Source organism: Psychrobacter sp. BI730, assembly GCF_013414195.1.
Taxonomy (GTDB): Bacteria; Pseudomonadota; Gammaproteobacteria; order Pseudomonadales; family Moraxellaceae; genus Psychrobacter.
In genome coordinates, this window is record NZ_JAATTV010000001.1 from 188,856 (window position 1) to 215,093 (window position 26,238).

20 protein-coding genes are annotated in these 26,238 nt (G+C 43.7%); 16 read left to right on the forward strand and 4 right to left on the reverse strand.

Annotated features, from left to right (window positions below; genetic code table 11):
- Window positions 1–313: 313 nt before the first annotated feature.
- The 8 genes from HCZ91_RS00725 to yfaE all read left to right on the forward strand — a co-directional run bounded on the left by HCZ91_RS00725 (window position 314) and on the right by yfaE (window position 8,250).
- A complete protein-coding gene (locus HCZ91_RS00725; protein WP_179797357.1) occupies window positions 314–1,273 on the forward strand; it encodes a bestrophin family ion channel in 960 nt (319 codons plus the stop codon).
- A gap of 522 nt (window positions 1,274–1,795) precedes the next feature.
- Window positions 1,796–2,107: a DUF493 domain-containing protein gene (locus HCZ91_RS00730; protein ID WP_310649256.1), complete on the forward strand. Its 312-nt coding sequence runs from the start codon at window positions 1,796–1,798 to the stop codon at window positions 2,105–2,107.
- A gap of 503 nt (window positions 2,108–2,610) precedes the next feature.
- Window positions 2,611–4,887: a class 1a ribonucleoside-diphosphate reductase subunit alpha gene (gene nrdA / locus HCZ91_RS00735; RefSeq protein ID WP_179797359.1), complete on the forward strand. Its 2,277-nt coding sequence runs from the start codon at window positions 2,611–2,613 to the stop codon at window positions 4,885–4,887.
- A gap of 108 nt (window positions 4,888–4,995) precedes the next feature.
- Window positions 4,996–5,877, forward strand: coding sequence for a P63C domain-containing protein (locus tag HCZ91_RS00740; RefSeq protein WP_179797361.1), 882 nt, complete (start codon window positions 4,996–4,998; stop codon window positions 5,875–5,877).
- A 35-nt stretch (window positions 5,878–5,912) separates the two neighbouring features.
- Window positions 5,913–6,218, forward strand: a complete 306-nt coding sequence (locus HCZ91_RS00745) for a hypothetical protein (RefSeq protein ID WP_179797363.1) — start codon at window positions 5,913–5,915, stop codon at window positions 6,216–6,218.
- Window positions 6,219–6,252: 34 nt separating this feature from the next.
- The gene (locus tag HCZ91_RS00750; protein WP_179797365.1) at window positions 6,253–6,624 is read left to right on the forward strand and encodes a hypothetical protein; all 372 of its coding nucleotides are present in this window, start codon (window positions 6,253–6,255) and stop codon (window positions 6,622–6,624) included.
- Window positions 6,625–6,721: 97 nt separating this feature from the next.
- Window positions 6,722–7,855 (forward strand): class Ia ribonucleoside-diphosphate reductase subunit beta, encoded by a 1,134-nt coding sequence (nrdB, locus tag HCZ91_RS00755; protein ID WP_057759544.1) that lies wholly within the window; start codon window positions 6,722–6,724, stop codon window positions 7,853–7,855.
- Between the two features lie 125 nt (window positions 7,856–7,980).
- Entirely contained in the window at window positions 7,981–8,250 is a 270-nt protein-coding gene (gene yfaE / locus HCZ91_RS00760) for a class I ribonucleotide reductase maintenance protein YfaE (protein ID WP_057759542.1), read from the forward strand.
- Between the two features lie 175 nt (window positions 8,251–8,425).
- On the opposite strand, the gene HCZ91_RS00765 is transcribed toward yfaE, so the two are convergent.
- Window positions 8,426–9,751: a trypsin-like peptidase domain-containing protein gene (locus HCZ91_RS00765; RefSeq protein ID WP_179797367.1), complete on the reverse strand. Its 1,326-nt coding sequence runs from the start codon at window positions 9,749–9,751 to the stop codon at window positions 8,426–8,428.
- Window positions 9,752–10,131: 380 nt separating this feature from the next.
- Between HCZ91_RS00765 and HCZ91_RS00770 the strand changes: the two genes are divergently transcribed.
- Window positions 10,132–10,956 carry a Nif3-like dinuclear metal center hexameric protein gene (locus tag HCZ91_RS00770; RefSeq protein WP_179797370.1) on the forward strand — a complete coding sequence of 275 codons (825 nt, stop codon included), beginning with the start codon at window positions 10,132–10,134 and terminating at the stop codon, window positions 10,954–10,956.
- Between the two features lie 1,095 nt (window positions 10,957–12,051).
- Window positions 12,052–13,260 (forward strand): transglycosylase SLT domain-containing protein, encoded by a 1,209-nt coding sequence (locus HCZ91_RS00775; protein ID WP_179797372.1) that lies wholly within the window; start codon window positions 12,052–12,054, stop codon window positions 13,258–13,260.
- A 157-nt stretch (window positions 13,261–13,417) separates the two neighbouring features.
- Here HCZ91_RS00775 and HCZ91_RS00780 read toward each other — a convergent pair whose 3' ends face one another.
- From HCZ91_RS00780 to HCZ91_RS00790, 3 genes are all read right to left on the reverse strand, one after another.
- Window positions 13,418–16,402 (reverse strand): LysM peptidoglycan-binding domain-containing protein, encoded by a 2,985-nt coding sequence (locus HCZ91_RS00780; RefSeq protein WP_179797375.1) that lies wholly within the window; start codon window positions 16,400–16,402, stop codon window positions 13,418–13,420.
- A gap of 245 nt (window positions 16,403–16,647) precedes the next feature.
- The gene (locus HCZ91_RS00785; protein WP_179797377.1) at window positions 16,648–17,142 is read right to left on the reverse strand and encodes a hypothetical protein; all 495 of its coding nucleotides are present in this window, start codon (window positions 17,140–17,142) and stop codon (window positions 16,648–16,650) included.
- Window positions 17,143–17,539: 397 nt separating this feature from the next.
- Window positions 17,540–18,769, reverse strand: a complete 1,230-nt coding sequence (locus tag HCZ91_RS00790) for a hemolysin family protein (protein WP_257019923.1) — start codon at window positions 18,767–18,769, stop codon at window positions 17,540–17,542.
- 616 nt (window positions 18,770–19,385) lie between these two features.
- Between HCZ91_RS00790 and yajC the strand changes: the two genes are divergently transcribed.
- The 6 genes from yajC to HCZ91_RS00820 all read left to right on the forward strand — a co-directional run bounded on the left by yajC (window position 19,386) and on the right by HCZ91_RS00820 (window position 26,131).
- Entirely contained in the window at window positions 19,386–19,715 is a 330-nt protein-coding gene (gene yajC, locus HCZ91_RS00795; RefSeq protein WP_057759529.1) for a preprotein translocase subunit YajC, read from the forward strand.
- Between the two features lie 392 nt (window positions 19,716–20,107).
- Window positions 20,108–21,985 (forward strand): protein translocase subunit SecD, encoded by a 1,878-nt coding sequence (gene secD, locus HCZ91_RS00800; RefSeq protein ID WP_101205370.1) that lies wholly within the window; start codon window positions 20,108–20,110, stop codon window positions 21,983–21,985.
- 9 nt (window positions 21,986–21,994) lie between these two features.
- Entirely contained in the window at window positions 21,995–23,257 is a 1,263-nt protein-coding gene (gene secF / locus HCZ91_RS00805; RefSeq protein WP_179797379.1) for a protein translocase subunit SecF, read from the forward strand.
- 231 nt (window positions 23,258–23,488) lie between these two features.
- The gene (locus tag HCZ91_RS00810; RefSeq protein WP_179797380.1) at window positions 23,489–24,895 is read left to right on the forward strand and encodes an MATE family efflux transporter; all 1,407 of its coding nucleotides are present in this window, start codon (window positions 23,489–23,491) and stop codon (window positions 24,893–24,895) included.
- A 155-nt stretch (window positions 24,896–25,050) separates the two neighbouring features.
- On the forward strand, window positions 25,051–25,782 hold the full coding sequence (locus HCZ91_RS00815) for an AzlC family ABC transporter permease (RefSeq protein WP_160020848.1): 732 nt from the start codon (window positions 25,051–25,053) through the stop codon (window positions 25,780–25,782).
- Window positions 25,772–26,131: an AzlD domain-containing protein gene (locus HCZ91_RS00820; protein ID WP_160020849.1), complete on the forward strand. Its 360-nt coding sequence runs from the start codon at window positions 25,772–25,774 to the stop codon at window positions 26,129–26,131. The genes HCZ91_RS00815 and HCZ91_RS00820 overlap by 11 nt, the downstream gene beginning before the upstream one ends.
- Window positions 26,132–26,238: the final 107 nt, after the last annotated feature.

Here is a 26,238-nt window from a genome sequence, read left to right on the forward strand (position 1 = left end):
ATAGGAAGCAATCATTACTGAGGAGGGGTACAGCTAGGGTGGCGTATTCATCTTTGCGGTGACAGCTTTTATAGAGTTAAGAAGTGATATTTGGCGTCATTTTAACATACATAAAGTAGATTAATAAAAACATCTGCCTTTTGGCGAGGATTCAACTCCTTTAGCTAACCCAATTACCGAGCTTAAGTAACCACCCTACGCTTCTGTTTGAATAAATTTATAGCCTTTTGGGCTTTACAGATTTCGTTTCTATATTAGAATCATACGTGACATTGAATAGTGTCTCCATATACCCCATCGCTAGGAAACTGACATGATTGTCCGGCAAACGCCCAATGCCCTTAAGATATTTTTCACTCTACGTGGATCAATCATTCCAAAAATTTATCCGCAAATTTTGCTGATTACTATTCTTAGTACGCTCATCACGATTATTCAGCACTGGATGCCTGACTCGTTTCCTTATTATGGTATGGCAACGTTTACCTTGCTCGGGATTGCCTTATCGTTGTTTCTTGGGTTTCGAAACAATGCCAGTTATCAGCGTTGGTGGGAAGCGCGCGGACTATGGGGTCAGCTGGTATATGACTCTCGTAGCTTAACGCGCCAAGTACTGTCTTTTATAGATGAGGACGATGCGACTGCCATAGATGATAGCGAGGATAACAATGCAACTGGACGCGATACTCAGCGAACGATGGTATATCTGACCATTGCGTTTGCCCATGCGGTGCGCCACCGATTGCGTGGTACGCCACCTTGGGCGGATATCGAGCCTCTTGTTGCAGCGATACACCATGACCGTATGCGCCAAGCGAAAAACGTACCTGATTATATAATGCGCCTAATGGGTAAACAGCTTGGCGATATTCGGCGTCAAGGACTGGTATCGGAACAAGTCATACAAAATATGGATGAACGCCTGACCTCTATGACAATTGTACTGGCAGCGTGCGAGCGCATTCATAACACACCACTGCCCTTTGCTTACATGCTGCTGGTACATCGCACGACCTACCTGTATTGCATTATGTTGCCCTTCGGTTTGGTGGCATCACTCGGTTGGGCAACCCCGTTGATTTGTGCGGTGATTGCTTATACCTTTTTTGGTTTGGATGCGCTTAGTGAAGAGTTAGAAGAGCCTTTTGGCTTGGCGGCTAACCAGTTACCTCTAACTGCCTTGTCACGCACTATCGAGATTAACCTGCGAGAAGCATTGGGAGAGACGGATATTCCGCCTGATATCACTCCTATCAATGGCTATTTGCAGTAGTTTTTATTAATAGCTATTAACAATAGCTAATTCATCTACTATTTCTTAATAGAACGGACTAAATACAGACTTCACTTGAATAATCGTCCATAGACCACTATAAACAGTGCATATATTCTCTGCCTAATATAGCCATTCCACTATAAAAGTATGACAGCGTTAACCTCGCTTGAAGTATCACATGTACATCTACACTCGGTTGCCTTGTACTACTTTTAAATTGAATCGACTATAGCCTGACTGATTTAAGTGCCACTAATGTCTACACTGATCCTGTCTCAGATTTTGGCGTTATGCTTTTGGTATGATTTAAGCAGATGTCTGACTAATTGAATGCATATAGCAGCGATTTTCGAATGACTTAATGTTAGTTACTTAATTATTTACTGCTAATGACTGATTAACTTTTTCCTATTTACCTATATAAGCGAGGCTCATATCATGAGTGATGATTCAAAAGACAACAACGACAACAGCCCAAATAACCCAACCAGCAATCAGCCATCAGTTAAAGTCACTGACCTGACGCCAAATAAAGGCGCATTGGTAGGCAAAAAGACTGATATTCAAAACCCAGAGCTTTGGGAGTTCCCGATGAACTACCCACTGAGCATCATCGGTCATGAAGGCGAGCGTGAGAGTTTGCTTAATGAAGTGAAGCTAATTTTGGGTAGCCAATTCCCTGATTTTGATTTGGCGTCTATCGAAGTTAAGCCGTCTAAAACGGGTCGTTTTCACTCAGCACGGGTTAATTTGTACCTAACCGCTGCTGAGCAAGTGAATGCGCTTTATGCCTCACTTGATAATGCAAAAACGGTTCGTATTGTTTTATAAGTCGCATAAAAAACTTTCACGCCTTTTTAGTCCAAATCGTCACTCGCTAGTAATCAGTTATGGGTGGCGATTTTTTGTGGTTTGATGTACAATCTGCGCCCGCATTATTGCCGCCATGACTCCCATTATCGGTCGACAATAACCGAGAGAATGAAAAGCAAATCGTCACGAAATTTTTACAAAAATTTTATTATTGGCCTCATTTGCGTCTAACCCTTATCCCATCGTCCTTTGCCAAAATTTGGACTGTCTACAACCTTGTAGCAACATAGTTTTATTCTAAAATCAATATAGTATTTTCAAAATTTTCCCGCTATATTGTGCCTACCAATTAACAAACACGCTATATGTAGTACTCAGTGATTTTAACCGTCACTATGAGTAGTGGTAGCTTTTTGCCCAAAAAAACCAGCTAGCACAACCCAGCATAATAGCGTTATAAAGAATGTCTGCCGCCCACTCGGCGCGCAGCATCACAATAAGCAATCAAAATAGAGGCCAGCATGACACATATTGACAAAATCCAAGTAACCAAACGTGATGGACGTTTAGAGCCTATTGATTTAGACAAAATTCACAAGGTAATAGCGTGGGCAGCTCACGGCTTGGACAACGTGTCTGTGTCTCAAGTTGAGCTAAAGTCGCACATCCAGTTTTATGAAGGTATCAAGACTCGTGACATTCACGAAACCATCATCAAATCTGCCGCCGACCTAATCTCTGAAACCACGCCTGACTATCAATATCTGGCTGCGCGTTTGGCTATCTTCCACTTACGTAAGATTGCTTATAACAAATTCACCCCGCCGCATCTGTATGATCATGTCAAAACTTTGACTGATGCTGGCAAATACGATCAGCACATCCTAGCTGACTATAGCCGTGCTGAATTTGACGAGTTAGAAGAGTATCTTGATCACTGGCGCGATATGAATCTTGCCTATGCAGCTGTTGAGCAAATGGCTGGTAAATACTTGGTACAGGATCGTGTGAGCAAGACTGTCTATGAGAGCCCGCAGTTCTTATACATGCTCGTCGGTATGTGTCTGTTTAGCCAATACGACAAATCAGATCGTCTTGATTTCGTCAAACGCTTCTATGATGCGACTTCAGAGTTCAAAATTTCGCTACCGACGCCAATCATGTCAGGTGTGCGTACGCCATCACGCCAGTTTAGCTCGTGTGTACTGATCGAATGTGGTGATAGCCTAGATTCAATCAACGCGACCACTAGCGCCATCGTACGCTATGTATCGCAGCGCGCTGGTATCGGCATCAACGCTGGTCGTATTCGCGCCCTAGGTAGCCCTATCCGTGGCGGTGAAGCCCAGCATACTGGCTGTATCCCATTCTATAAACTGTTTCAGACAGCTGTTAAATGCTGCTCACAAGGCGGCGTCCGTGGCGGTGCAGCGACGTTGTTCTATCCATTATGGCATTTAGAAGTTGAGTCGTTATTGGTACTCAAAAACAACCGCGGCGTCGAAGACAACCGTGTCCGTCATATGGATTATGGCGTCCAGTTAAATAAAACGATGTATACCCGCCTCATCAAAGGTCAAGATATCTCGCTATTCTCACCGGGTGATACCCCTGGCTTGTATGATGCCTTCTTTGAAGATCAAGACAAATTCGAAGAGTTATACACCAAGTACGAGAATGACCCAAGCATTCGTAGCCGTCAAATCCCAGCGGCAGACTTGTTTAGCCTGATGATGCAAGAGCGCGCCAGTACGGGTCGTATCTATATTCAAAACGTCGATCATTGCAACACGCATAGCCCATTTGACGCAACGGTTGCCCCGATTCGCCAGTCAAACCTATGCATGGAAATCGCCCTACCGACCAAGCCACTTGATAACATCAATGACGAAGAAGGCGAAATCGCCCTTTGTACGCTATCTGCGGTCAACTTGGGTAAAGTCGAAAACGTCAGCGACATCGAAGAGCCAGCCGAGCTAATCGTCCGTGCGCTTGATGCCCTGCTCGACTATCAAGACTATCCAGTTAAAGCCGCTCAAAACGGCAGTATGCGTCGTCGTACGCTCGGTGTGGGCGTGATTAACTATGCGTATTACCTTGCCAAGAATGGAGTGCGCTATTCAGACGACAGCGCGCTTGGTCTGACCCATCAAACGTTTGAAGCCTTGCAATTCTATCTCTTGAAAGCGTCAAACAAATTGGCAAAAGAGCAAGGCGCGTGTCCTGCGTTCAATGAGACAACTTACTCACAAGGTATCTTGCCGATTGATACGTACAAAGCCGACTTGGATAAAATCTGCCAAGAGCCGCTACATCTCGATTGGGAAACGCTACGCACTGAAATCACCACTCACGGTCTGCGCAACTCTACCCTAACCGCCTTGATGCCGTCTGAGACTTCTAGTCAGATTGCCAACGCGACCAATGGTATCGAGCCACCACGCGGTCTGGTCTCTATCAAAGCGTCAAAGGACGGTATCCTCAAGCAAGTCGTGCCTGAGATTGACAAGCTAAAAGATCAGTACGAGCTACTATGGCAAATGCCAAACAATGACGGCTACCTAAAGCTGGTCGCTATCATGCAGAAGTTCGTCGATCAAAGTATCTCTGCCAATACCAACTACGATCCCGTTCGTTATGCAGGTGGCCGTGTACCGATGAAAATATTGCTAAAAGACTTGCTAAACGCTTATAAAATGGGTGTGAAGACGTTGTACTACCATAACACTCGTGATGGTGCGAACGATGCCCAAGCGGATATGGAAGATGATTGTGCTGGCGGTGCGTGTAAGATTTAGGTTTGCAAGAGAAATTCTTTAAATAGAACTTCTAATGAATGGCGGGTTTGGCTTTTGGGTTAAGTCCGCTGTTTGCCGCTATACCAGCTAATATAAAAAGGACTTTTTATGCTCGTTTCAGAATATACAGGCACAATGAAAATTGCTGATGCAGAATTAGAATGTGCTGTTCTTAGCGATGGTCGAAGAATAATTAAGCATTCAGATGTTTTTAAAGCTTTGGGTAGAGAAGTAAGAGGTAATGCACGTTTACCTGATACCCCTTCTTTTATGGATGCTAAAAATTTACAACCATTTATTTCCGATGAACTTAATGAAGTAAAAGAAAAGATACTATATCAGGATGAAAATGGTAAAAGCTTTCAAGGCTTTGATGCCATAATCATTCCATTAGTTTGTGAGCTATATATATTAGCCGATGAAGCAGGTGCAGTGACATACAAAAACCAGAAAGACACTGCTATGCAAGCCTCAATTATCATCAGATCTTTAGCTAAAGTTGGTATCGTTGCATTAGTAGATGAGGCCACTGGATATCAAAATATCCGTAAAGCTGAAGCTTTACAAGAAATTCTCAATTTTTATATTACGAAAGATCTTCTTGCATGGACTAAGACATTTCCTGATGAATTTTATGAACAAATATTTAGATTAAAAGATTGGAAGTGGAGCACATTTAATAGACCTGGTGTTGTTGGAACCTATACTAACGATATAGTTTACGATCGAATGGCAGTTGGTTTAGTTAATGAGCTAAAAGCACTCAATCCAAGAGATGAAAAAGGTCTTGCCAAACATAGAGATCATCAACACTTATCAGAAAACCAAGGAAGAAAGGCGCTTGAAATGCATTTACACGCTGTGATTGGTTTAATGAGAGCGTCTGATAACTGGGAAGAATTTATGTATTCTGTAAATAAAGCTTACCCGAAGAAAGGTTCTATTGGTGATTTATTTCCTGAAACTTTAAACCCTAAAAATCGTGGCTAGGAGTGTTGCAAGGTACGCTGAGCACGTAGGTTGGGTTGACGAAGGAAACCCAACGGTTTGAGTCTTTGTTGGGTCTCGTACCTCGATACCAACCTACTCAAAAGCATGGAAAGCGGATATCAAATTATGCCCAAACGGAAGAGTCGCTAAGGACAAATAAAGACGCCCAAGCAAGGCTTTTTAGCCGCGACTATAGCGGTATCCTGCTGACGACGATGGCGATGCAGTCCGTGACTGAGTGTAGTATCGAGACAACAGGAATGCGGTCAGACACAATAGACTGCACGCCAGCGGCAAAGCAGATACAAGCGGTAGGCGGGATTGGCTACTGTTATCATTAAAACATACAGATAGAACTAAAACGACGGAGGTCATGTGCAATATACCGCAATCATCAAAGACGGTGGTTTGTTTATCCCAAACGTATTTTCAGACCTAAACGATGGTGGCTCGCATATCGTACAAGTCGAGGTTGATATTGCAGAGGTGCGTCAGCAGTTAAGTGTGGATGAAGCACCAAAGATAGCCGTCACCAAAAAAACCGTGGCAAAAGCACCCAAAAAACCAGCGTCAAGAACCACCAAAAAAGACACAAAAAGACTATCGGACGATGCAGATGTAAGTACCCTACGCAAAAGCGCGCTCGATGAATTAGAAGCACTAGATGATAGTGAGCTGAGCGAGATATTCAAAGCCTATATGAACGATGGGCAAGAGTCGTCACAGATATCACTAGAGAACCTCTAAGCTAAAACGCTATAATCCAAAAAAGTGTCATAACATCAAATCAAAACCAGTCAAACCCCTATAAATTAATAACCGTATCAATTATAAAGGCAGTCCCATGACTTACTCGATTTTTTCTCAAACGCCAAACAATGCGCTAAAAGAGCCGATGTTCTTTGGTCAGCCCGTCAACGTGGCGCGCTATGACCAACAAAAGCACCCTATCTTTGAGCAATTGATTGAAAAGCAGCTATCGTTCTTTTGGCGTCCAGAAGAAGTCGATGTATCACGCGATCGTATCGACTTTAGCAATCTGTCCTCGCATGAGCAGCACATATTTTTGAGCAACCTCAAGTACCAGACCCTACTCGACTCTATCCAAGGTCGTAGTCCAAACGTGGTGCTACTGCCGCTGGTGTCTATCCCTGAGCTTGAGACGTGGATTGAGACATGGTCGTTCTCTGAGACCATTCACTCACGCAGCTATACGCATATCATTCGTAATATCGTCAACGATCCAAATATTATCTTTGATGACATTATGCAAAACGAGCACATCTTAGGCCGTGCCTCTGATATCGCCCAGTATTATGATGAGCTGTACCGCAACTCACAGCTATATAGCCTGTATGGTCCAGGTACGCACAACATCAATGGCGAGCAAGTGACCGTTGATTTACGATCGCTGAAAAAGCAAATGTACTTGTGCATTATGGCGGTCAACGTTCTAGAAGCGATTCGTTTCTATGTGTCGTTTGCTTGCTCGTTTGCCTTTGCTGAGCGCAAATTGATGGAAGGCAATGCCAAAATCATTAAGCTAATCGCTCGTGATGAAGCGCTGCATCTGACTGGTACGCAGCATATGCTGAACCTCATGCGCAACGGTCGTGACGATCCTGAGATGGTCGAGATTGCCGCAGAGTGCTATGAAGAAAGTATCGAAATCTTCCGCAAGGCGGCTGAGCAAGAAAAAGAATGGGCAGGCTATCTGTTCAAAGATGGCTCGATGATTGGTCTAAACAAAGACATCCTTTGCCAATATATCGAGTACATCACCAATTTACGTATGGAAACTGTCGGCTTGCCAGCGGCGTTCCCGAACTCAAAATCAAACCCAATTCCGTGGATCAACACGTGGTTGTCATCTGACAATGTGCAAGTAGCACCGCAAGAGACTGAGATTAGCTCGTACTTGGTTGGTCAGATTGACTCTGACTTATCGGATAGTGATTTTGATGACTTTGAATTGTAAGAGCTTGGAATGATAAAGGCTTGAACGGTAGAAATTTGAGGTTATAAAATTTCTACCGCTGTAATCGGCTTATGGGTTAATAGTAGGGATAGCAATAGCACAGACATATCCCAATAGGATTAACGATGACTTGGGTAATGACCAGTAAAAAGCAGTTCTATCTACATGATGACGAAAGTCTGCTAGATGGACTGCTACGCACCGGACACGATGTAAACTACCAATGCCGCGAAGGCTACTGTGGTAGTTGCCGAGTCAAGCGTATTGCTAGCTCACATACGGTCGATTATCCATTTGACCCACTGGCGATGATTGAAGAAGATGAGATCCTGCCCTGCTGTTGCCGTGTGCAAGGCGTTATTTATATCAATCATGACCCAATTGAGAAGTTATAGCAGGGTTAGGTATAAATAAACCTAGCCTGTTACTTCTAGTTTCAGAAAAATCAGCTCCAACAAAAAGCGCGCTCCTTTAAATAAGGAGCGCGCTTTTTTATGTTATTAGCTAAATAAAAGTGCTGACTCATATATACATTATGAGTCAGCACCTAGTGGTAAGAATAACTACAACTTACTGCGACGCGGCATCTTGTTCAAACAGTTTCATCAGCTCTTCGCGCATACGATCACGCTCTGCCTTTGACATCATTGGCGTTTCTTCATCGCCTTGAATGTTTGGCTGCTCCATTCCACCCATGCTCTCATTTTGCAGTACGACAGGACGCTCAAGTGGCTCTTGTGCTGGACGTTCTTCTAGCGTGATTTTTACTTGGGCGTTTTTACCTTGACGCAATATCTGCGCATCCAGTTCAGTGTTTGGTGGCTTACGGGCAACATACTGAATCAAGGTATTAGCATCTGTCATCTCGACATCATCGATGGTTAGGACAATATCACCGACACGTAGACCACTTTTTGCCGCTGGGCTGTTATCAATGACGTTTAGCACTTCTACGCCTGTTGACGTCTCTAACTGTGTTGGGTCACGTAGCTGTGACTGAATCTCGATACCCAACCAGCCACGACTGACACGGCCATCTTTGATCAAGGCATTCATCACTTGCTCAACCAGTGCCGTCGGAATCGCAAAGCCAATACCCATCGAGCCACCAGAGCGCGAGAATATGACGGTGTTGATACCGACTAGCTCGCCATGAGCATCGACCAGTGCGCCGCCTGAGTTACCGGGATTGATCGCCGCATCGGTCTGGATAAAGTCTTCAAACTTATTGACGCCTAGCCCAGTACGACCAGTCGCTGAGATAATCCCCTGCGTCACTGTCTGACCCACACCAAATGGATTACCAATTGCTAAGGCTAAATCACCCACACGAATCGGATCTTCGCGGAAACCAAGTGGCGTCAGCCCTGTCATATCGACTTTGATCACGGCTAGGTCGCTATCAGGATCTGTACCGATGATTCTGGCACGACTCTTACGACCATCATTGAACGCGACTGTGATCTCATCTGCTTTTTCGATCACATGGGCATTGGTCACGATATAGCCATCTTCTGATACGATCACACCAGAGCCTAAATTGGTATTGCCCTGCTCCTGTGATGGGCCACCATGATATTCAAAAAACCGGCGCAGTACAGGATCATCCATATAAGGATGCTCGGTCATCGTTTGCGTCGTATAGATATTGACCACAGACTGCGATGCACGCGCCACTGCATTATGATAAGAAGAGATAGGCGCTGGCGTGTCCGACACTGGCTCTGCTGCTTGCTGCTCTGCAGGCGGGGTTCTCGGCGGCTCCCATGTGGCCTCCGACGTCGACTTCATACTCGTGAACAACCAGATAAACGCTGCCAACACTAGCAGCAATAAGACCCAAGGTAACCATTTTAATAAAGACGTCTTGTTATTGGTGTTCCGGGATGACGACATATAAAACCTCTATAAATTTATTGCAAACAGACAGTGAAAAACGAAGTGAGATAATGGCGACCGCTTAGCTAGTGTTGACCCATTCATCAGATGGTCAAATGCTATACAGCTAGGCAGACTCACGTGTATAAATTATAACCGCAATACCAGTAAATAGTAACGTATCGTGTACCATTTCAGTTATCCAGCTTGTCTGCTTGCTTACAACGGCATGTTAAAATAGCTTTTACGATGCTCGACACTTCAACATTTCGAGAATTGAACATAAAGCGAGAAGTCCAAAACCAAACACTCTCAAACATGACAGATAATACATAATTTTTGCTTAGTTAATCTACAGCACCTTACGACATACATTTTATTGATGACAGGAAAACATAATGACTGCAAATCATACGACAGCTGAATCCAATACTCAAAGCATTAGCGCTCAGGCATTGACACAGTTCTGTGACGACTACTTATCTACCAGCGCGTTTAAAGACTATGCGCCAAATGGTCTACAAATCGATGGTGGACGCCCGATTCAACGTATCGTCACTGGTGTCACGGCTTGTGAAGCCTTGATAGATGCTGCCATCGCTGACAATGCCGATGCGATTATGGTACATCATGGATACTTCTGGAAAGGCGAACCTGCTACGCTCACTGGGATGAAAGGTCGACGCGTGCGCAAGCTGATGCAACATGGTATCTCTATGATTGGCTATCATCTACCGCTTGATGCACACCCAATCTCTGGCAACAACGCAAAACTTGCTGACATGCTCGGCATGACGATTACTGGTGCGCTCTATCCTACCGAATCCCATCCTGTGGGCAATATCGCTACTTGCACACCGCAAACTGCTGACGATCTCATTTCAACCATTACTCAAGCTTTAGGTCGCGCGCCATTACATATCTCAGCTGAGTATCATACAGACGCTTCTGCTCAGACAAATGGCAGGCTGATCGAACGTGTGGGTATATGTACAGGCGGTGCGCAGGATATGATTGAGCAGGCTGCTACTATGGGCTGTGATGCGTTTGTCTCAGGTGAGATATCTGAGCGTACCACGCATAGCGCGCGTGAGCTTGGGATTGACTATTTTGCTTGTGGTCATCATGCAACGGAGCGTGGCGGTATTCAAGCGTTAGGAGAGATAGTCGCTCAAAAATTTGGTCTGCCAGTTACCTTTATCGATATCGAAAACCCAGCATAAACTAGCCACTTAAAATATTATTTTAAACGGTGGTCATTTATAGAGAACAATTTGCAGAGAAAAGCTTATAAAGAAAACGATAGTTCAAAAGCCAAACCAGCCTTGCTAACAGCTATAGTCAAACCATAAGCATAAAGTCTAGTTTGTCTACTATTTAAACTTTGTTATTCTATTTTTGATTATTATGTACCAAATATCTGGAAAATTAACCGTTTATATCTTAATTGTTAAGTTTTATCGCTTTTTTCTTAACTCCACTTGAATAATGCAATTAGTAACCGCATATTACTACTCGTAAGAAAGAACGTTTTGTCATGAAACTTCCCATTATTACAGCTTCCGGTTATGGCACTAAAATAATGCTGGTAGTTGTTTAAGACTTTATCATGCTATATCAGTGATGAGGTTTTAAACCGCTACCCATTGAAATACTATGTTTGCACTATATATGTTAGCGGCATGGTATTTTTTTATTTTTGGTGTCGCGATGACGGTATGACCTAGCCAGTTTGATAGACAGCTATAAACTATCAATTCTGGTTATTTTGCTTATTCTTATCGCTGAACAAACAACTTTAGTAGCCAGCTATCCTATTACTAGTAACTCAATATTAGTGATTCAAAGTATAGCTAGCCATCAAAGTTAACATAGTTAAAACAGATGAATGTATTTGCCTCATTGGCGAATCCTTACCTCAATGTTTCAAGCTATGTCTTTGTCTCAATAACTTAATCATGACCTTACCTATGTTTGATATATAGTTGTTTGGCCACTAGCCATATTTAGTTATCGATGAAGGAATCATCTGATTTATATCCTTCGCGTTGTTGTGCGTTCAGTATTTTAAACCAGTACTTATAAACATGGTTTAGAATGCTCTTATGACATATAGATAGCTGGCTGACGACAAACTATCCCACTAACTCTTAGAGAGAGTACGCTAGTGGTGCTATAGTCAAACAAGATAAAGCGGCATTTATCCTATTAAAAATGCCACTCTATTTAAAATACGATATCGATATATGTCAATATTATGCACATATATTTATACGTGTTTTTGCGGTAAGAAGGATGGCTAAAATCAGGAGACATCCATGCAGCGTATTACTTATCGTGTAAAAGTATCTGCGCAAGGGGCCAAACGCCGTATTTCTTATTTACTGCGTCCATCTAAACGCCTACTGAACACCAAAAGTAACATCGTTTCATCCGTTACCCCTATTGCGTCTAATCGTTTTGCCAGAACCAAGAAGCTGGCACAAATCTCTAGCATCGCTCTACTCTCGTTGCCCGCTGAGAGTTTGACGACCATGAACACATCGGTACCAGCCTATGACAATGTCATGCTGGAAAACACCTTGACCATTGCTGCGGTACCAGGCGATAGCACTTACTTTGCTACCGATGGCTTCCAACATGGTTTTGGGTTTGATCTGGTGCGCACTTATGCCGACGAGCTCGGTGTCGATATCAACCTAAAAGCCTATGCCAGTGAAGAAGCGGCACTAAAAGCACTAAGAAGTGGCAACGCTGACATGGCGCTGACCACGGCTAGCACCAAGCTAAAAAGCCAGTTGAACCTATCGTCTATCAATGTCAGCTGTGGTTATGATTCTAGTCTGACTAAGAACGGTCTACACCCTAAAGTAAGTTGGACGTTTAGCTCATCCAATGATCCACTATCAAGAAAGGCCAGTTACTTTTTGTGCGATAGCATCAAGCTAAAAAACACACAAAAACTTGCTGCGTTCTACAATCAAAACTTGCTTAAAGATGCCTATAGTCAGGATCATTTCCAGAGAACGTTGACGGAAAAGTTACCGGACTATCAATCTTCGTTTGAAGAGCAAGCACGCAATTACAATCATGATTGGGAACTATTGGTCGCGATGGGTTATCAAGAGTCACACCTTGATGCCAACGCTGTCTCGCCGACTGGCGTACGCGGGTTAATGATGCTGACCAATAACACTGCAAAAGCGATGGGCGTCTCAGACCGTGTCGATCCTTACCAAAGCATTGGCGGCGGTGCACGCTATCTAGAGCAAGTAAAAGCAGACTTCTCTGATGTGCCAAAAACTGACCGTATCTGGTTTGCCCTTGCAGGTTATAACATGGGTCCCAATGCAGTAAAAAGAATCCAACGCGAACTGCGAGCTCAAGGTATAGATGATAAGAGCTGGGCAAACGTCTATGCTTATTTAGCAGATAATAGAGCGTCGAATAGCCGCTATGGTCAAGCCATGCATTATGTCAGTAATATCCGAAGCTATCTTGAGACTATTAAAACTCAGACTGTCTAATTCGTAGCTATTACTAAACGGTTCGCAAGCTAACTTCTAACAGTAAGTCATTTTTATTGAATAAAAAAAGCTGCTCTTATAAAGAGCAGCTTTTTTGTGCGATACGATTAATATTAGTGACGCCTTATATAAACGGTATCCATTAATATCTTATTCGTTAACGATTTGGAACAGTTAGACGCTGACCACGCTGCAACATCGTATCCGCGGCAATATTATTCATATCAGCCAGCTCTTGTGTTGAGACACCATATTTACGTGCTAGACCAATCAAGCTATCACCCGAGCCAACCGTATAGCTTACCGTTGCTTTTGGTACTTTAAGCGTTTGGCCGCGTTGTAGCTGAGCATTGGTCGCTAGATCGTTGGTCGCTGCCAAATCCTCTACCGATATGCCAAACTGACGTGCTAGAGCAATCAGGCCATCACCAGATTTAACTTTGTAGCTTTCAGTATTGCTCAGTTTTGTTCCGCTGCTTGCTGAGCTACTACTACTAGCAGAGCTGCTGCTTTGACTGCTACTAGATGCGCTTGCCACACTGCCACTAGCAGGGATAGTGATAGTACGGCCCAGTATCAAATTCGAATTGGTATTCAAATTATTTGCTGATGCCAAATCACTTAAGCCAATATTGTAACGTTTAGCGACACCCGTTAGCGTATCACCTGATTTTACTTTGTAGCTGACCGCTTTGTCATTCAGCTGACGGTCAACCAACTCTTTAGTAGCAGGAACTTTAATCGTTTGACCACGTTGCAAGCGAGCCTTTGCATCAAAATTGCTATTTACTGCAGCCAGCTCCGTTGCACTCACTCCGATGCTGTTCGCAATACCAATCAGCGTATCACCTGATTTTACTTTGTAATTGGTGGTCGCGACCGAGCTTGAGCTGTTACTACTACTAGCACTTGTCGTACTTGTAGCATCGAAATCAACACTGGCTGGCACTTTAAGCGTCTGACCAACATATAGCGAACTTGTGCTGTTGATACCGTTGAGACTGGCTAAAGTATCTGTCGACACATTGAATTGACGTGCCAATGCAATTAATCCGTCCCCTGCTTTTACTTTATAGTTTTTGGTCGCAGTGCTTGATTTACTCGGCTTGGTAGAAGGCGCTGCAGGTGTCGTCGCAGGTGTAGTCACTTTACCCGGTATGAGCCATAGTTTCTGACCTTTGAGCAGATCAGCACGGCTGCTCAGGTTGTTATAGCTGGCTAGCTGAGTGACCGATAAGCCAAAACGATTAGCCGTACCGATAAGCGTATCACCGCCTTGTACGACGTAACTGTCAGGCTGACTAGCGGCGGCGTTATTAGCAGTACTCAATGGCTCGATAGTCTTGGCATTATATAGATATAACGTACTGCCAGAGAGCAAATTGGCACTGGCATCTATCTGGTTCCATTCTGCGATATCACGCCAGCTAACCCCTGCTCGACTCGCAATGTTCGAGAGCGTATCGCCACGTTTGACCGTATAAGTGGTACGAGTGCCTTGAGGTTTTGGCTTACTTACCGAGGTTTTAGCAAAGCTAAGTTTCTTCTCTGCACCACTCGCTTCTAAGATAGACTGCTGTGTTTGTACGGCTGATAGATTAATGTTGCCATCAGCATTGATAACATTGGTCTCAGAGGTATTTCTCCGGATTTGATTGGCGATGAAATCACGCTCTTCTTTGCTAAGCGGTGGCTCTTGGACAATCGTATTGTTCTGAGTAATCTGAGCTGAGGTAGTCGGTAGACTGTTACTGCTCTTAAGCTCAGCATTAATCTTGTTAGTCTCTGCTGTGGTCAGTGGTGGCTCAGTACGAGCTGAAGAATTGCCACTGTATACCGAGCTGCTAGTTGGCGTCGCAGATGGTGAGATGTAGCTGGTAGTCTGCTGAGGTACACTTGCGCTAGCGGCATAATCAGCCAATGCACTACCAGTAGACGGTAGTGATGAGGCAGTATAGGGTTTGTTATTATAGCTTGGCGTAGTCGCTGTCGTGCTTGAGCTACCTGCGTTGTTTGAGGCGAGTACATTGCCTGTACCGTTACCTCTGAGCCCACTTAATTTGGCATCAGCATTGAGGCTGACGTCGTTAGGAATGATGACACGCTGTGGACCTGAAGAATCAACGCGGCCTGATGTCAGTGCAGTGTTTAGACGCTCTAGCTCATCATAGCTGACTCCAGTTAACTGCGATACTTCTGCCAAGCTCACACCATAGTTAACTGGTACACTACGGAAATGCTGACGGTTAGCGATAGCTGGTAGATACACACCATACTGCTCAGGCTTAGCGACGATTTCGGCTACAGCTAAGAAACGTGGCACATAGTTCATCGTTTCAGTCGGTAATTGAAGTGACCAGTAATCTGTTGGCAGTCCGCGCGCTGCGTTGGCATCAATTGCTTTTTGTACACGGCCAGGTCCAGCGTTATAAGCAGCCAATGCTAGCTCCCAACTACCAAACTGGTTGTGCAGTGCTGTCAAAAAGTCATAGGCAGCACGTGTCGATTCGATCACATCGCGACGACCATCATAAGTGCTGCTTTGGTTCAAGCCATAGATACGGCCTGTACTTGGAATAAACTGCCATAAGCCCGCAGCTGCCGCACTACTCGTACCACTTGGATCGTAAGAGCTTTCGATAACTGGTAACAAGGCAAGCTCTGTTGGAATATTGCGACGCTCTGCCTCTCGTACCGTATGATAGATATAACGACTGGCACGTGCAGTTAGGCGATTGAGATAATCCTGTCTACTAGTAAACCAGCTTTTTTGACCTTCAATGCGCTGATTATAGATTGGCTTACCACCATTCATGCGGTAGCCTGCGCGTAGACGATTCCACAAATCACCATATTGCTGAATAGCAAGCTGGTTACCTTCTACCATGGTCATGTCAGTGGCTTCTAACAAGTCAGCCAACTCATCCAAACTCTCTGCATCTAAAAACGCAGTTGAGTAGTCTGCACTACCTGTATTAGCCCCTTGATTGGTAGGACTTTTGGTGATGACAGATGAGCTATTGGTCGCACCTTTGTTTTTTACCGCTGATGTATTGCTACACGCACTAATCAGTAAAGTGGATACCGCAAGCGTCAATGGCAACGCAATAAATGAGCGAGAGTGTGATAGCACAGTAGACATGATATTGGAGGTTTCCTAACGACAGAAATTAATAAGATAAAGTTGATGGATAGTATAGTATGCAATGTAAAGCAAAGACTAGCCTAATATAAAAGATAATAATAGACGCTCAAGTAGCCTATAAAACTAAGTAATGACTATTGTTAGCCAGCTAAGACTTTCTATAGGTCGAAATTGCAGCTAGCTCAATCAGCTATTGTTTATGTTACCTATTATATTTTGAGTCTTGCTTGCTCGATAATGACTTAATTAATAGCCACTTGTGATACAGCGCGCAAGAGCACTGCATTACCAGTAGATAAAGTCAAGGTCACACGAGATGTGGTAACAAATGATACTTGCTGACCATTTTTTACCCAGCTCTCATTGGTCGTCACATTGGCTTTGGCTTGTGAACCAGTAATTACCACATTATCTACCGAAATATCATAGCGATAATTAGACGTATCATTCCAGCTGTTTTGAAGCAGCTTTAAGTACGCATCTTTGTCTAAACTGGTAGATTTACCTTTTCTAGATAAAGAAATAAGCGCGTCATCTGATACAAGGCGCGATACCTGATTAATACTTTGGCTATTCGCTGATGCTTTCATTGCGGCGGCATAGTTCTGGACCAAATCTTCGGTCATAGTTGCCGCTTGTGCATTGATACTGATGGTGCTGGCTACTGCTACGATTGCAGTGATGCTGGCGCTTTTCACCAATAGAGCTAATAGCCTATTTCCCAATAATTTTTCCATGATAATCCTTAGCGATATTTTTTTCGTTAGTGTCATATATTGACGATTAACGCTCTTTTATCATTTATTTTGGCAGTGTGTCTGTATATCTATATCTATATCTATATCTATATAAGTATACTCATATCATATGCCGAGCCTATCATCGAATTCTCACAGCCATGTGACACCCTGTGTAATTATTGCGAATAAAAACACAGGCTATCAAATCAAATATCCATAAGCATTTATACTGCAGATTCTAGCCATAATAACTATATACTTTGTGGCTCTAGCTTGATAGTCAGCCCATAATGAGCTGACCATTTTTAAACCATCAATCTTTAGAACCATCAATACTTATGGTTAAACTGTCAACGTTATAGTTTGGCTTCATGAAGGCATCGTTAAAGCTTCGTTAGGACTTAGGTTCGCTGTTACTGTCTTCATACTGCTCATCATCGCTGAGCTTCATGCCCAAACGCTCTACCCGTCTATCCATCATCTGACGAGCCAAGGCCTGCATGTCTTCGACGCGGTCTATTTCATCAACAATCTCAAGACCTAACAATGTCTCAAACACATCTTCTAACGTGACCAAGCCTTTAACTTCACCATATTCGCCGACTGTAATCGCAATATGAATACGGTTTTTTAGCATCAACTCTAACAAGTCAAACAGCTTCATCTTAGAGAAGACAAAAGTGATGTCGCGCTGAAATTGCGTCAACGGCTTGTGCATAGCATGGTTAACTTTAGCCAGTAGCATGTCCGTTTTTAGGACAAAGCCTGTAATGTTATCCAAATCACCATCATAGATTGGCAAGCGAGAAAACGTCAGCTTTGGACGGTCAACCAATAGCTCAGCAACGGTTTTATTTTCTTCGAATGCAAGCATCACTGAGCGCGGGGTCATGATATCTTCGACTTTAATGGCGCCAAATGCGAGCAGATTACGAATAATACGCGACTCTAGTGGGTCAATTTGACCTGACTCTTCACCGATACTAGCAAGAGCAGCAAACTCACGGCGGCTAAAGGTTTGTGGTTCTTTACCGCGTACCAATAGTTTCGTCAGACGCTCTGAGAACCAAATTAACGGGTATAGCAGCAGGATGATGCCACGAACGAAATAAGCAACCAGACCACTTAGTTGACGCCAGTAAACTGTACCCAAAGTTTTTGGGATAATCTCAGACAAGAATAAGATAGCAAGCGTCATGAGGGCAGAAAACAGACCAAACCACGCACTACCAAAGACGATCGTAGCCTGTGCACCCGCACCGATAGAGCCAAGTGTATGGGCAACGGTATTTAACGTTAAAATAGCGGCTAGTGACTGGTCAATATTGTCCACTTTCAGGCTTTTAAGCATTTCTGCTTTTTTTGGACTGGTTTCTTGTACATCCGCAATAAACGATGGCGTCATGCTCAGCAAAACAGACTCTGCTAATGAACAGACAAAAGAAACGCCAATAGCGAGTAAGACAAAAAATATCAATAAAGAAACGCTAAGCGCAGTTGGTGCTGCCGCCTCGCTGGATGTTGATACAGCACCAGCTGCCCACACTGCCTGCGGTAGCATAAGAATTGCCAATGCAGATAGTGCTGAAAAAGAAGTATAACCAAATCGAGAACTAGTAGTCATTCTCGGGGGAGGTTCTGCAGATGCGTCTTTACGATGAGCGCGCGGACGACATAAACGAGGTACAAACATAAAAGTGGTGAACAAGTTAGGTAACCTAAAAAGAGTAAAAGGAAGATAATGTCATGAGCAATTTATATTGATTTTTAGATTATCTTTAACAAAGTAATAAAAGACATCTGTCTATCGTATAAATAGTTACTCAAAGCTGATTTAATCGCTATTTCAAAGCCATACTATGCTTCAATAAGCCGTAATATGGTTCAATATGTAGCATACTAAATCCAGGCAATCATTGCCATTTGATAGTAGCATTGATGATACCATTTCACAATAAGTCACCATTTTTAAGTTTTTGTTTTTTGATGACTTTTATTGCCCTACTATTAACGGTTGTATGACGACATCTTTACTAACCAATTCATGACAGCTATTTAGCCTGACGCTTTATATAGGTTATCTGAATGTAGTAAAAACATTGTTGTCCTATCCGTTGGCTGATAGTATGCCTTACGCTAAGAAAAACACGCTCAGCCTATGATTAACAGTTACCAAGTCTGGGATTTTTTGTTACTATGCGTCTAATTTTATTATTGTCTATGACTTACTGAGAGATATTATGAGCTTATTTATTCAAGCTGCCCATGCTGCACCAGAGACTGCAGGTGCTGCAGGTCTATTCGGTCAGATTTTACTGCCTGTTGCGTTTTTTGCGATTTTTTACTTCTTGGTTATTCGCCCGCAGTCTAAGCGTACCAAAGAACACCGTGCCATGGTTAACGCATTGACCGTTGGCAGTGAAATCATTTTCGCTGGTGGCTTAATGGGCCGTATCAAAGCAATCGAAGGCGATTATGCTGTTGTGAGCCTAAACAACAATACTGACGTGAAAGTACAACGTGCTTCTGTTATTTCAGTATTGCCTGCTGGCACGATCGAAAGCGTCTAATTAGAATGTTCACTAGCTTTTATTAGTGAAAATTTATTAGTGAACATTCGATAGTCGTCACATTAATGAATGTAATGACTAAAAAATGACCGTATATGATTTACGGTCATTTTTCGCTATTAGCGCAGTAAGGTAAAATTGCTATATAAATTAAGCTTACTGTTTAGATGTCCTATCTTTATCCAATCTAGCCATATGATTTTTGATGACCAGATAAACAGACATCTGTATTATTTGCTTTACTGTTTTATGCGTTACTATCATCGCGGATGATCGCAATGGTGCATGATGACGGCTGCTGAACATAGCACTCGACCGTTGCTATCGCTAACTTCCCATCTGCTAACTTGTGGCCTACGTCGCCAGTCGTTTATCAACTTAAAGAAGTGATTATGCAATATCCCGCTTGGAAATACTTACTAATTGCCGTCGTGCTACTCGTTGCCGGTCTATATGCTGCCCCCAACCTTTACCCTGACGAGCCTGCTGTGCAGATTACGAGCGCAGCAGCAGGAACTCAGCTATCTGAAGGCATCTTAACCGAGTCTCAAAGCTTACTCGAAGAGGCAGGTCTAGATAACCACGATGGTACGTTTGAGGGCAACAGCGCGCTGGTACGCCTCAACAACCCAGTCGATCAGCTAAAAGCGCAAGAAGTGCTACGTCAAAACTTGGGCGAAGACTATGTCGTTGCCCTTAACCTAGCACAGACTACCCCGCAGTGGCTACGCGATATTGGTGCAAGACCGATGAAGCTTGGTCTCGATTTGCGTGGTGGTGTACGCTTTGTACTCGAAGTCGATATGGACAAGGCGCTTGAACAGCGTTTGACCAGTGCCAGTCGCGATATGCGACGTGAGCTACGTGCTGAGCGAGTAGCAATCAAAGGTATCAAAACCGAAGATCGCGGCGTAGTATTGCATTTTGCTGATACTGATACTCGTAACCGTGCCCAAAATGTATTGCAAGGCTCGATGAGCAATACGTTTAACTTGCAGTCTTCTATTGATGATCAAGGTCCTGCATTGGTCTTATCGTATAACGATGCGACACTTGACGAAATCAATAGCTACGCGGTCAATCAGAACTTAACGACTCTACGTAACCGTATTGCTGAGCTGGGTGTTACCGAAGCTTTGGTACAGTCGCAAGGCGCTAGCCGTATCGTCGTTGAGCTACCTGGTGTACAAGATACTGCTGAAGCAAAACGTGTACTTGGTCGTACTGCAAACCTTGAGTTCCGTATGGTGGCAGAAGATGCTGACACTTATACTGGTGGCATACCTCCAGCGGGCACAGAAGCATTCCCATTCGAAACACTTGATGGTCCTCCTGTACTGTTAGATCGTCAAGCGATCGTCACAGGGGACAAAGTAACCAACGCACAAACTGGCTTGGATGAAAGCGGTCTACCTGAAGTAAGTATCACCTTGGACAGTGCTGGCGGCAAGCTCATGCAGAACGCCACTCGTACAGCTGTTGGTCAACAGATGGCTGTATTGTTCATTGAAAACAAACAAAGAATCACTTACGAAGAAGATCCAGCCACTGGTGAGACGACTGAAGTACGCACACCTTACGCTGAAACCAAGGTCATCAACCGCGCCAACATTCAGGCGGTACTGGGTTCGTCATTCCGTATTACTGGTCTAGATAGTAGTGCTGAAGCAGCTGAGCTTGCCCTATTGCTACGTTCAGGCGCACTTGCTGCACCGATGTACTTCGTAGAAGAGCGCACTATTGGTCCATCACTCGGTCAGGAAAACATCGATAAAGGATTGTTCTCTACGCAGGTCGGTTATCTATTAGTCTTCGCGTTTATGATTATCTTCTATCGTCTGTTTGGGGTGATTGCCAACGTTGCGCTAGCCGTTAACGTTATTATTATCATTGCGATTATGTCAATTTTGGGTTCATCACTTACCCTACCTGGTATCGCAGGTATCGTTTTGACCATCGGTATGGCAGTTGATGCCAACGTACTGATTTTTGAGCGAATACGAGAAGAGATTGCCAATGGCGTACGGCCAAAATCAGCCATCGTGGCAGGTTTCGATCGCGCATTTAGCAGTATTTTTGATGCCAACATTACAACCTTATTGGTCGCGTTTATCTTATTTGCGATTGGTACTGGTCCGATTAAAGGCTTTGCGATTACGCTAGCTATTGGTATTGTCAGCTCGCTATTCACCGCTATTTTGGTGACACGTGCACTGGTACAAATTGCTTATGGTAAGCGTAAATCCATCAAAAGTCTGAGCATCGGTTAGGAGAATATTATGGCGATCGATAATAACAACCCTTTAGAACAGCAGAATAATCCTGATCGAAATGGCTCAAACGGTGAGACGACCAATGCAAGTACGCGTCGCCGTAACAAACCGCGTCGTGATGGTAAAGGTAGCAATACTAAAACCAATAACCCTACTACCGCAAAGTCAGGCAAAAGCCCTAGTCGTCGCGGTGGTAAAGGTCAGAATGCCAAAGACAGTCAGGCACTGTCTACCACTGTTGATTCTGACGTAATATCAGGTGACGCCGCTGATGATGCCGCAGCTGTCGCTGAAGGTGGCATCAAGGCAGTTGGTAACCAGCGTATCATTCCATTTATGAAGATAGAAAAGCCGATGGCACTACTATCTTTATTTATGGTGATCGGTAGTATCATTGCTATCGCGGTAAACGGTCTGAATTTAGGCCTCGATTTCACTGGTGGTGTCTCTGCTGATGTTCGTTATGAGCAGCCTGTTGAGCAAGTTGCTGTTGTACAAGCACTAGCAGACAATGGTTTCGATGATGCTGTTGTACAGTACCTAGGTACGCGTGAAGAGCTACTCGTACGTCTGCCCCCTCAGTCTGATAACGTCGATGGACTAAGCGCAAATCTGACGCAAGCACTGGCATTACCTAGCAACACCGCTACGATTAGCAACGTCAATATCATTGGTAGCCAAGTTGGTAATGAGGTTTATTTAAACTCAGTCATGGCATTGGTATTGGCACTGGTATGTATGCTTGGCTATGTTGCCCTACGCTTCCAGTTCAAACTGTCTTTAGGTGCTGTACTGTCACTGTTCCATGATGCCGTCGTAACCATCGGTGTATTTGCACTATTCGGTTTCCCATTTGACTTAACAGTCTTGGCTGCGGTATTGGCATTGATTGGTTATTCATTGAACGATACCATCGTTGTCTATGACCGTATTCGTGAAAACTTCCGCCGTGTTCGCGGAATTACGCCAGAGCAGACGATTGATTTGTCATTGACCGAAACGCTACGCCGTACGATTATGACCATTTCAACTGTTCTATTGGTCGTACTAGCCATGCTCTTCTTGGGCGGTGATGGATTATACTGGTTCTCAGTAGCTCTGTTTATTGGTTTGCTTGCGGGTACTTACTCATCGACTTATATCGCCAGTTCGATTCCGCTGCGCATGGGTCTGTCACGTGATGATTTTATCGTAAAAGTAAAACCAGAGTTTGAAGAAGAAATCGTGACTTTCAATGATCCAAAAATGTTTGAGCAAGACAACGTTTAGTAAGGTATATTAGATGGATTGATACGCTGAACTAGCGTGTCATCACACTTTATATAATTACTGAGTGCACAGCTACAATGTTTAAATAAGAGCACCTGACTCATGAATAATGAGTCTAGGTGCTTTTGTCTTTATAGCTATTTTGTCTCTCATATTAGATGTATTGCCTTACGAGTCTATTATCATTTAACGAACACACCTCTTTATTGTTCACGTATAAACGAGTCACCCATGTCAGCTAATTCCGCAACTTCTCACGCGATGCCACCTATTGACACAAGCTATAAGCGTATTGTCGCGATTGCATTGCCTGTGCTACTGGCCAATTTGGCTATGCCATTGCAGAGCGTTATTGATACGGCCATTGTAGGTAATATGAATGACACGGCGAAACTTGCTGGTATGGGTCTAGCCATACAACTGCTGTCGCTATTGCTTGTTAGCTTTAACTTTTTGCAGTATGCATCATCTGGGCTTGCTGCGCAGGCATTGGGACAGCTGGCGAATAATACTAGCAATACATCGGCCGTATCAGTGCCCACGCCTTTGCTGTCTATCTTGCAACGCGCGTTACTATTGGCGTTTGTTATTGGAGCAATATTGCTACTGGCAAAGCCCTGGCTGATTGATTTTGGCTTACAAGCACTATCAGCCAATCCTGAGAGTGGACGCGCAGCGAAAACCTACTTAGACGTACGCTTTTGGGGCGTGATCGCAGAGCTGATGAATTTTGCATTTATTGGTTGGTTTGCAGGACAAGGTAAGACCCGTTATATGCTTTATCAACAGGGCTTTATTGCCGTACTTAATATCGTACTGACCTTGTTTTTTGTATTTGCAATGCAGATGGGATTAGCTGGTGTCGCACTAGGAACCACTATTGCATTTTGGTTTGGAATACTGATGGCGCTGTGGTTGAGCCGTCAACATTTAAAAATATCGTGGTCTGTATTATTTAAAGCAGATCGACAGTATTTTACGAAAGAAAAGATGCTTAGGCTATTTTCTTTGAACAAAGACATCTTTGTACGTACTCTTATCTTAACGCTAAGCTTTGCTTGGATTACTCGCCTATCTGCCCAAAGCGGTGATGTCATACTGGCTGCTAATGCCATTTTATTGCAAGTATTAAGCATATCTGCCTTCGCTTTAGACGGCGTCGCTGTGTCTGCTGAGACCCTAAGTGGGCAAGCTGCAGGGCGACGTGACTGGCCACGTTTTCGTATTATTATAAGTCGTACAGGCGTGGTTAGTTACGGCCTCGCTATCATGTTAAGCGCCATCTGGTGGCTTGTAATGCCTACGTATTTAGGATTCATGACCAATATTGATTCGGTGTTTGCCCTCGCCTATGACTATCATTTATATGCCGTATTATTGCCTCTTGTCGGCGTTGGTGCCTATTGGCTGGATGGGATATTTTTCGGTTTAACGGCTGGTAGCGTGATCCGTAATGCGGCGCTGATACTGGCTGCTATTTTCTTTCCGTTGAGTTGGCTGCTCTATCAACAATGGGATATGACAGGTATTTGGCTTAGCGTGTGGTGTCTATTATTATTGAGACTAGTCATTCTAGGTGGGTTTTTGTACCGTGCCAATCAGACTGACAGCTATGAAAAACTACAACCTGAAGCTTAGTTAATTTTATAATATGTTTGCTCTATCAATTTTCGATAGAACGTTTTTATTAAGCTCGTCTTTCACTTTTTAATTTTGCAGCAATACCGTTTGAATCAATAATTTTTATATCGATAGATTTATAAAAATATCATAAGAAAAATTTAGGATGTCATGTGAATACTCATTCAAATGAATTAAGCCATCAACATGAAAACCGCTACCACTGGGCTGAGGGCTTTAAGAAAAGCTTGCCAGTTGCTATGGGATATCTGCCTGCCGGTATTGCCTTTGGTGTACTCGCACAGGTAGCAGGTATCCCGATATGGGCAACGATTATGCTCAGTATCGTTCTCTATGCTGGTGCAGCTCAATACGCTTGTCTGCCAATGCTGAGCGCTGGCCTACCGATTGGCAATATCGCCACCAATATTGCCGCGATTAATCTACGTCATGTATTCTATGGTATGCCGTTATTACAGTATTTACCGAAAAATAAGCTGGCCAAGACGTATTGTCTGTTTGCTTTGACCGACGAGACTTTTTCGATCATGACCAGCTTACCAAATGAGTCGCGACGAGCGCTGATACTTCCTATCAGCCTATTTAACCAAAGCTGGTGGGTGCTCGCGAGTACGGTTGGCGTAATGATTGGTAGTACGCTCAGTGATTTGGTGCCAAATTTAGATTTTGCGTTAGTTTGTCTGTTTGCAATTCTTGCTTATGAGCAATTTCAAAGTATCAAACGCTACTTCCCGATTGGTATTGCCGTGCTTGGCTTAATCATTGCTTCGCTATTTACCAGTGACTGGTTGCTACTAGTGGCCATCACTATCTGTATGTTGATGATTTTGGTACGTGGGTTTTGGATAGAGCGTCAAAAGACGGGAGACTCTTATGACCAGTAGTTATCTTATTTTTGCTACGCTTGCCATGGCAGCAGTGACCTTTATCACTCGTGCGCTACCCGCACTGATACCTAGAAAGCTGCTCGATACACCTTGGCTACATCGATTAAATGAGAGTTTGCCATTATCAGTGATGGTGCTGCTTATTTTGACTAGCCTCTCCTATCAAGACATATCGACGACTGTTGCTTTCAGCGATACCGAATTACATCTATTAATGGCACAAGTCGGTGCACTTATTTTGGTATTGTTTATCTATCATATCAGCCGTCAGCTTTTGGTCAGTATGGTTGTTGGTATCGCAGCAATCAATGGTCTGTTTTGGCTATTTAGCAGTTTCTTAGGCTAAAAATTCCGCCCACTTATATAAACGTCAGTACCCTTAGCGATATTTTAAACATAAAAAAGCTAGATTCTATTTAGAATCTAGCTTTTTGTTATCTGAAAACAATGGCT

Excerpts from the sequence above, each read along its gene's own strand:
- HCZ91_RS00790 (WP_257019923.1), bottom strand. The coding sequence starts at position 18,769 with ATGACTACTAGTTCTCGATTTGGTTATACTTCTTTTTCAGCACTATCT.
- nrdB (WP_057759544.1), top strand. The coding sequence starts at position 6,722 with ATGACTTACTCGATTTTTTCTCAAACGCCAAACAATGCGCTAAAAGAG.
- HCZ91_RS00810 (WP_179797380.1), top strand. The coding sequence starts at position 23,489 with ATGTCAGCTAATTCCGCAACTTCTCACGCGATGCCACCTATTGACACA.
- yfaE (WP_057759542.1), top strand. The coding sequence starts at position 7,981 with ATGACTTGGGTAATGACCAGTAAAAAGCAGTTCTATCTACATGATGAC.
- nrdA (WP_179797359.1), top strand. The coding sequence starts at position 2,611 with ATGACACATATTGACAAAATCCAAGTAACCAAACGTGATGGACGTTTA.
- HCZ91_RS00740 (WP_179797361.1), top strand. The coding sequence starts at position 4,996 with ATGCTCGTTTCAGAATATACAGGCACAATGAAAATTGCTGATGCAGAA.
- HCZ91_RS00780 (WP_179797375.1), bottom strand. The coding sequence starts at position 16,402 with ATGTCTACTGTGCTATCACACTCTCGCTCATTTATTGCGTTGCCATTG.
- HCZ91_RS00765 (WP_179797367.1), bottom strand. The coding sequence starts at position 9,751 with ATGTCGTCATCCCGGAACACCAATAACAAGACGTCTTTATTAAAATGG.
- HCZ91_RS00725 (WP_179797357.1), top strand. The coding sequence starts at position 314 with ATGATTGTCCGGCAAACGCCCAATGCCCTTAAGATATTTTTCACTCTA.
- yajC (WP_057759529.1), top strand. The coding sequence starts at position 19,386 with ATGAGCTTATTTATTCAAGCTGCCCATGCTGCACCAGAGACTGCAGGT.
- HCZ91_RS00785 (WP_179797377.1), bottom strand. The coding sequence starts at position 17,142 with ATGGAAAAATTATTGGGAAATAGGCTATTAGCTCTATTGGTGAAAAGC.
- secF (WP_179797379.1), top strand. The coding sequence starts at position 21,995 with ATGGCGATCGATAATAACAACCCTTTAGAACAGCAGAATAATCCTGAT.
- HCZ91_RS00820 (WP_160020849.1), top strand. The coding sequence starts at position 25,772 with ATGACCAGTAGTTATCTTATTTTTGCTACGCTTGCCATGGCAGCAGTG.
- secD (WP_101205370.1), top strand. The coding sequence starts at position 20,108 with ATGCAATATCCCGCTTGGAAATACTTACTAATTGCCGTCGTGCTACTC.
- HCZ91_RS00770 (WP_179797370.1), top strand. The coding sequence starts at position 10,132 with ATGACTGCAAATCATACGACAGCTGAATCCAATACTCAAAGCATTAGC.
- HCZ91_RS00775 (WP_179797372.1), top strand. The coding sequence starts at position 12,052 with ATGCAGCGTATTACTTATCGTGTAAAAGTATCTGCGCAAGGGGCCAAA.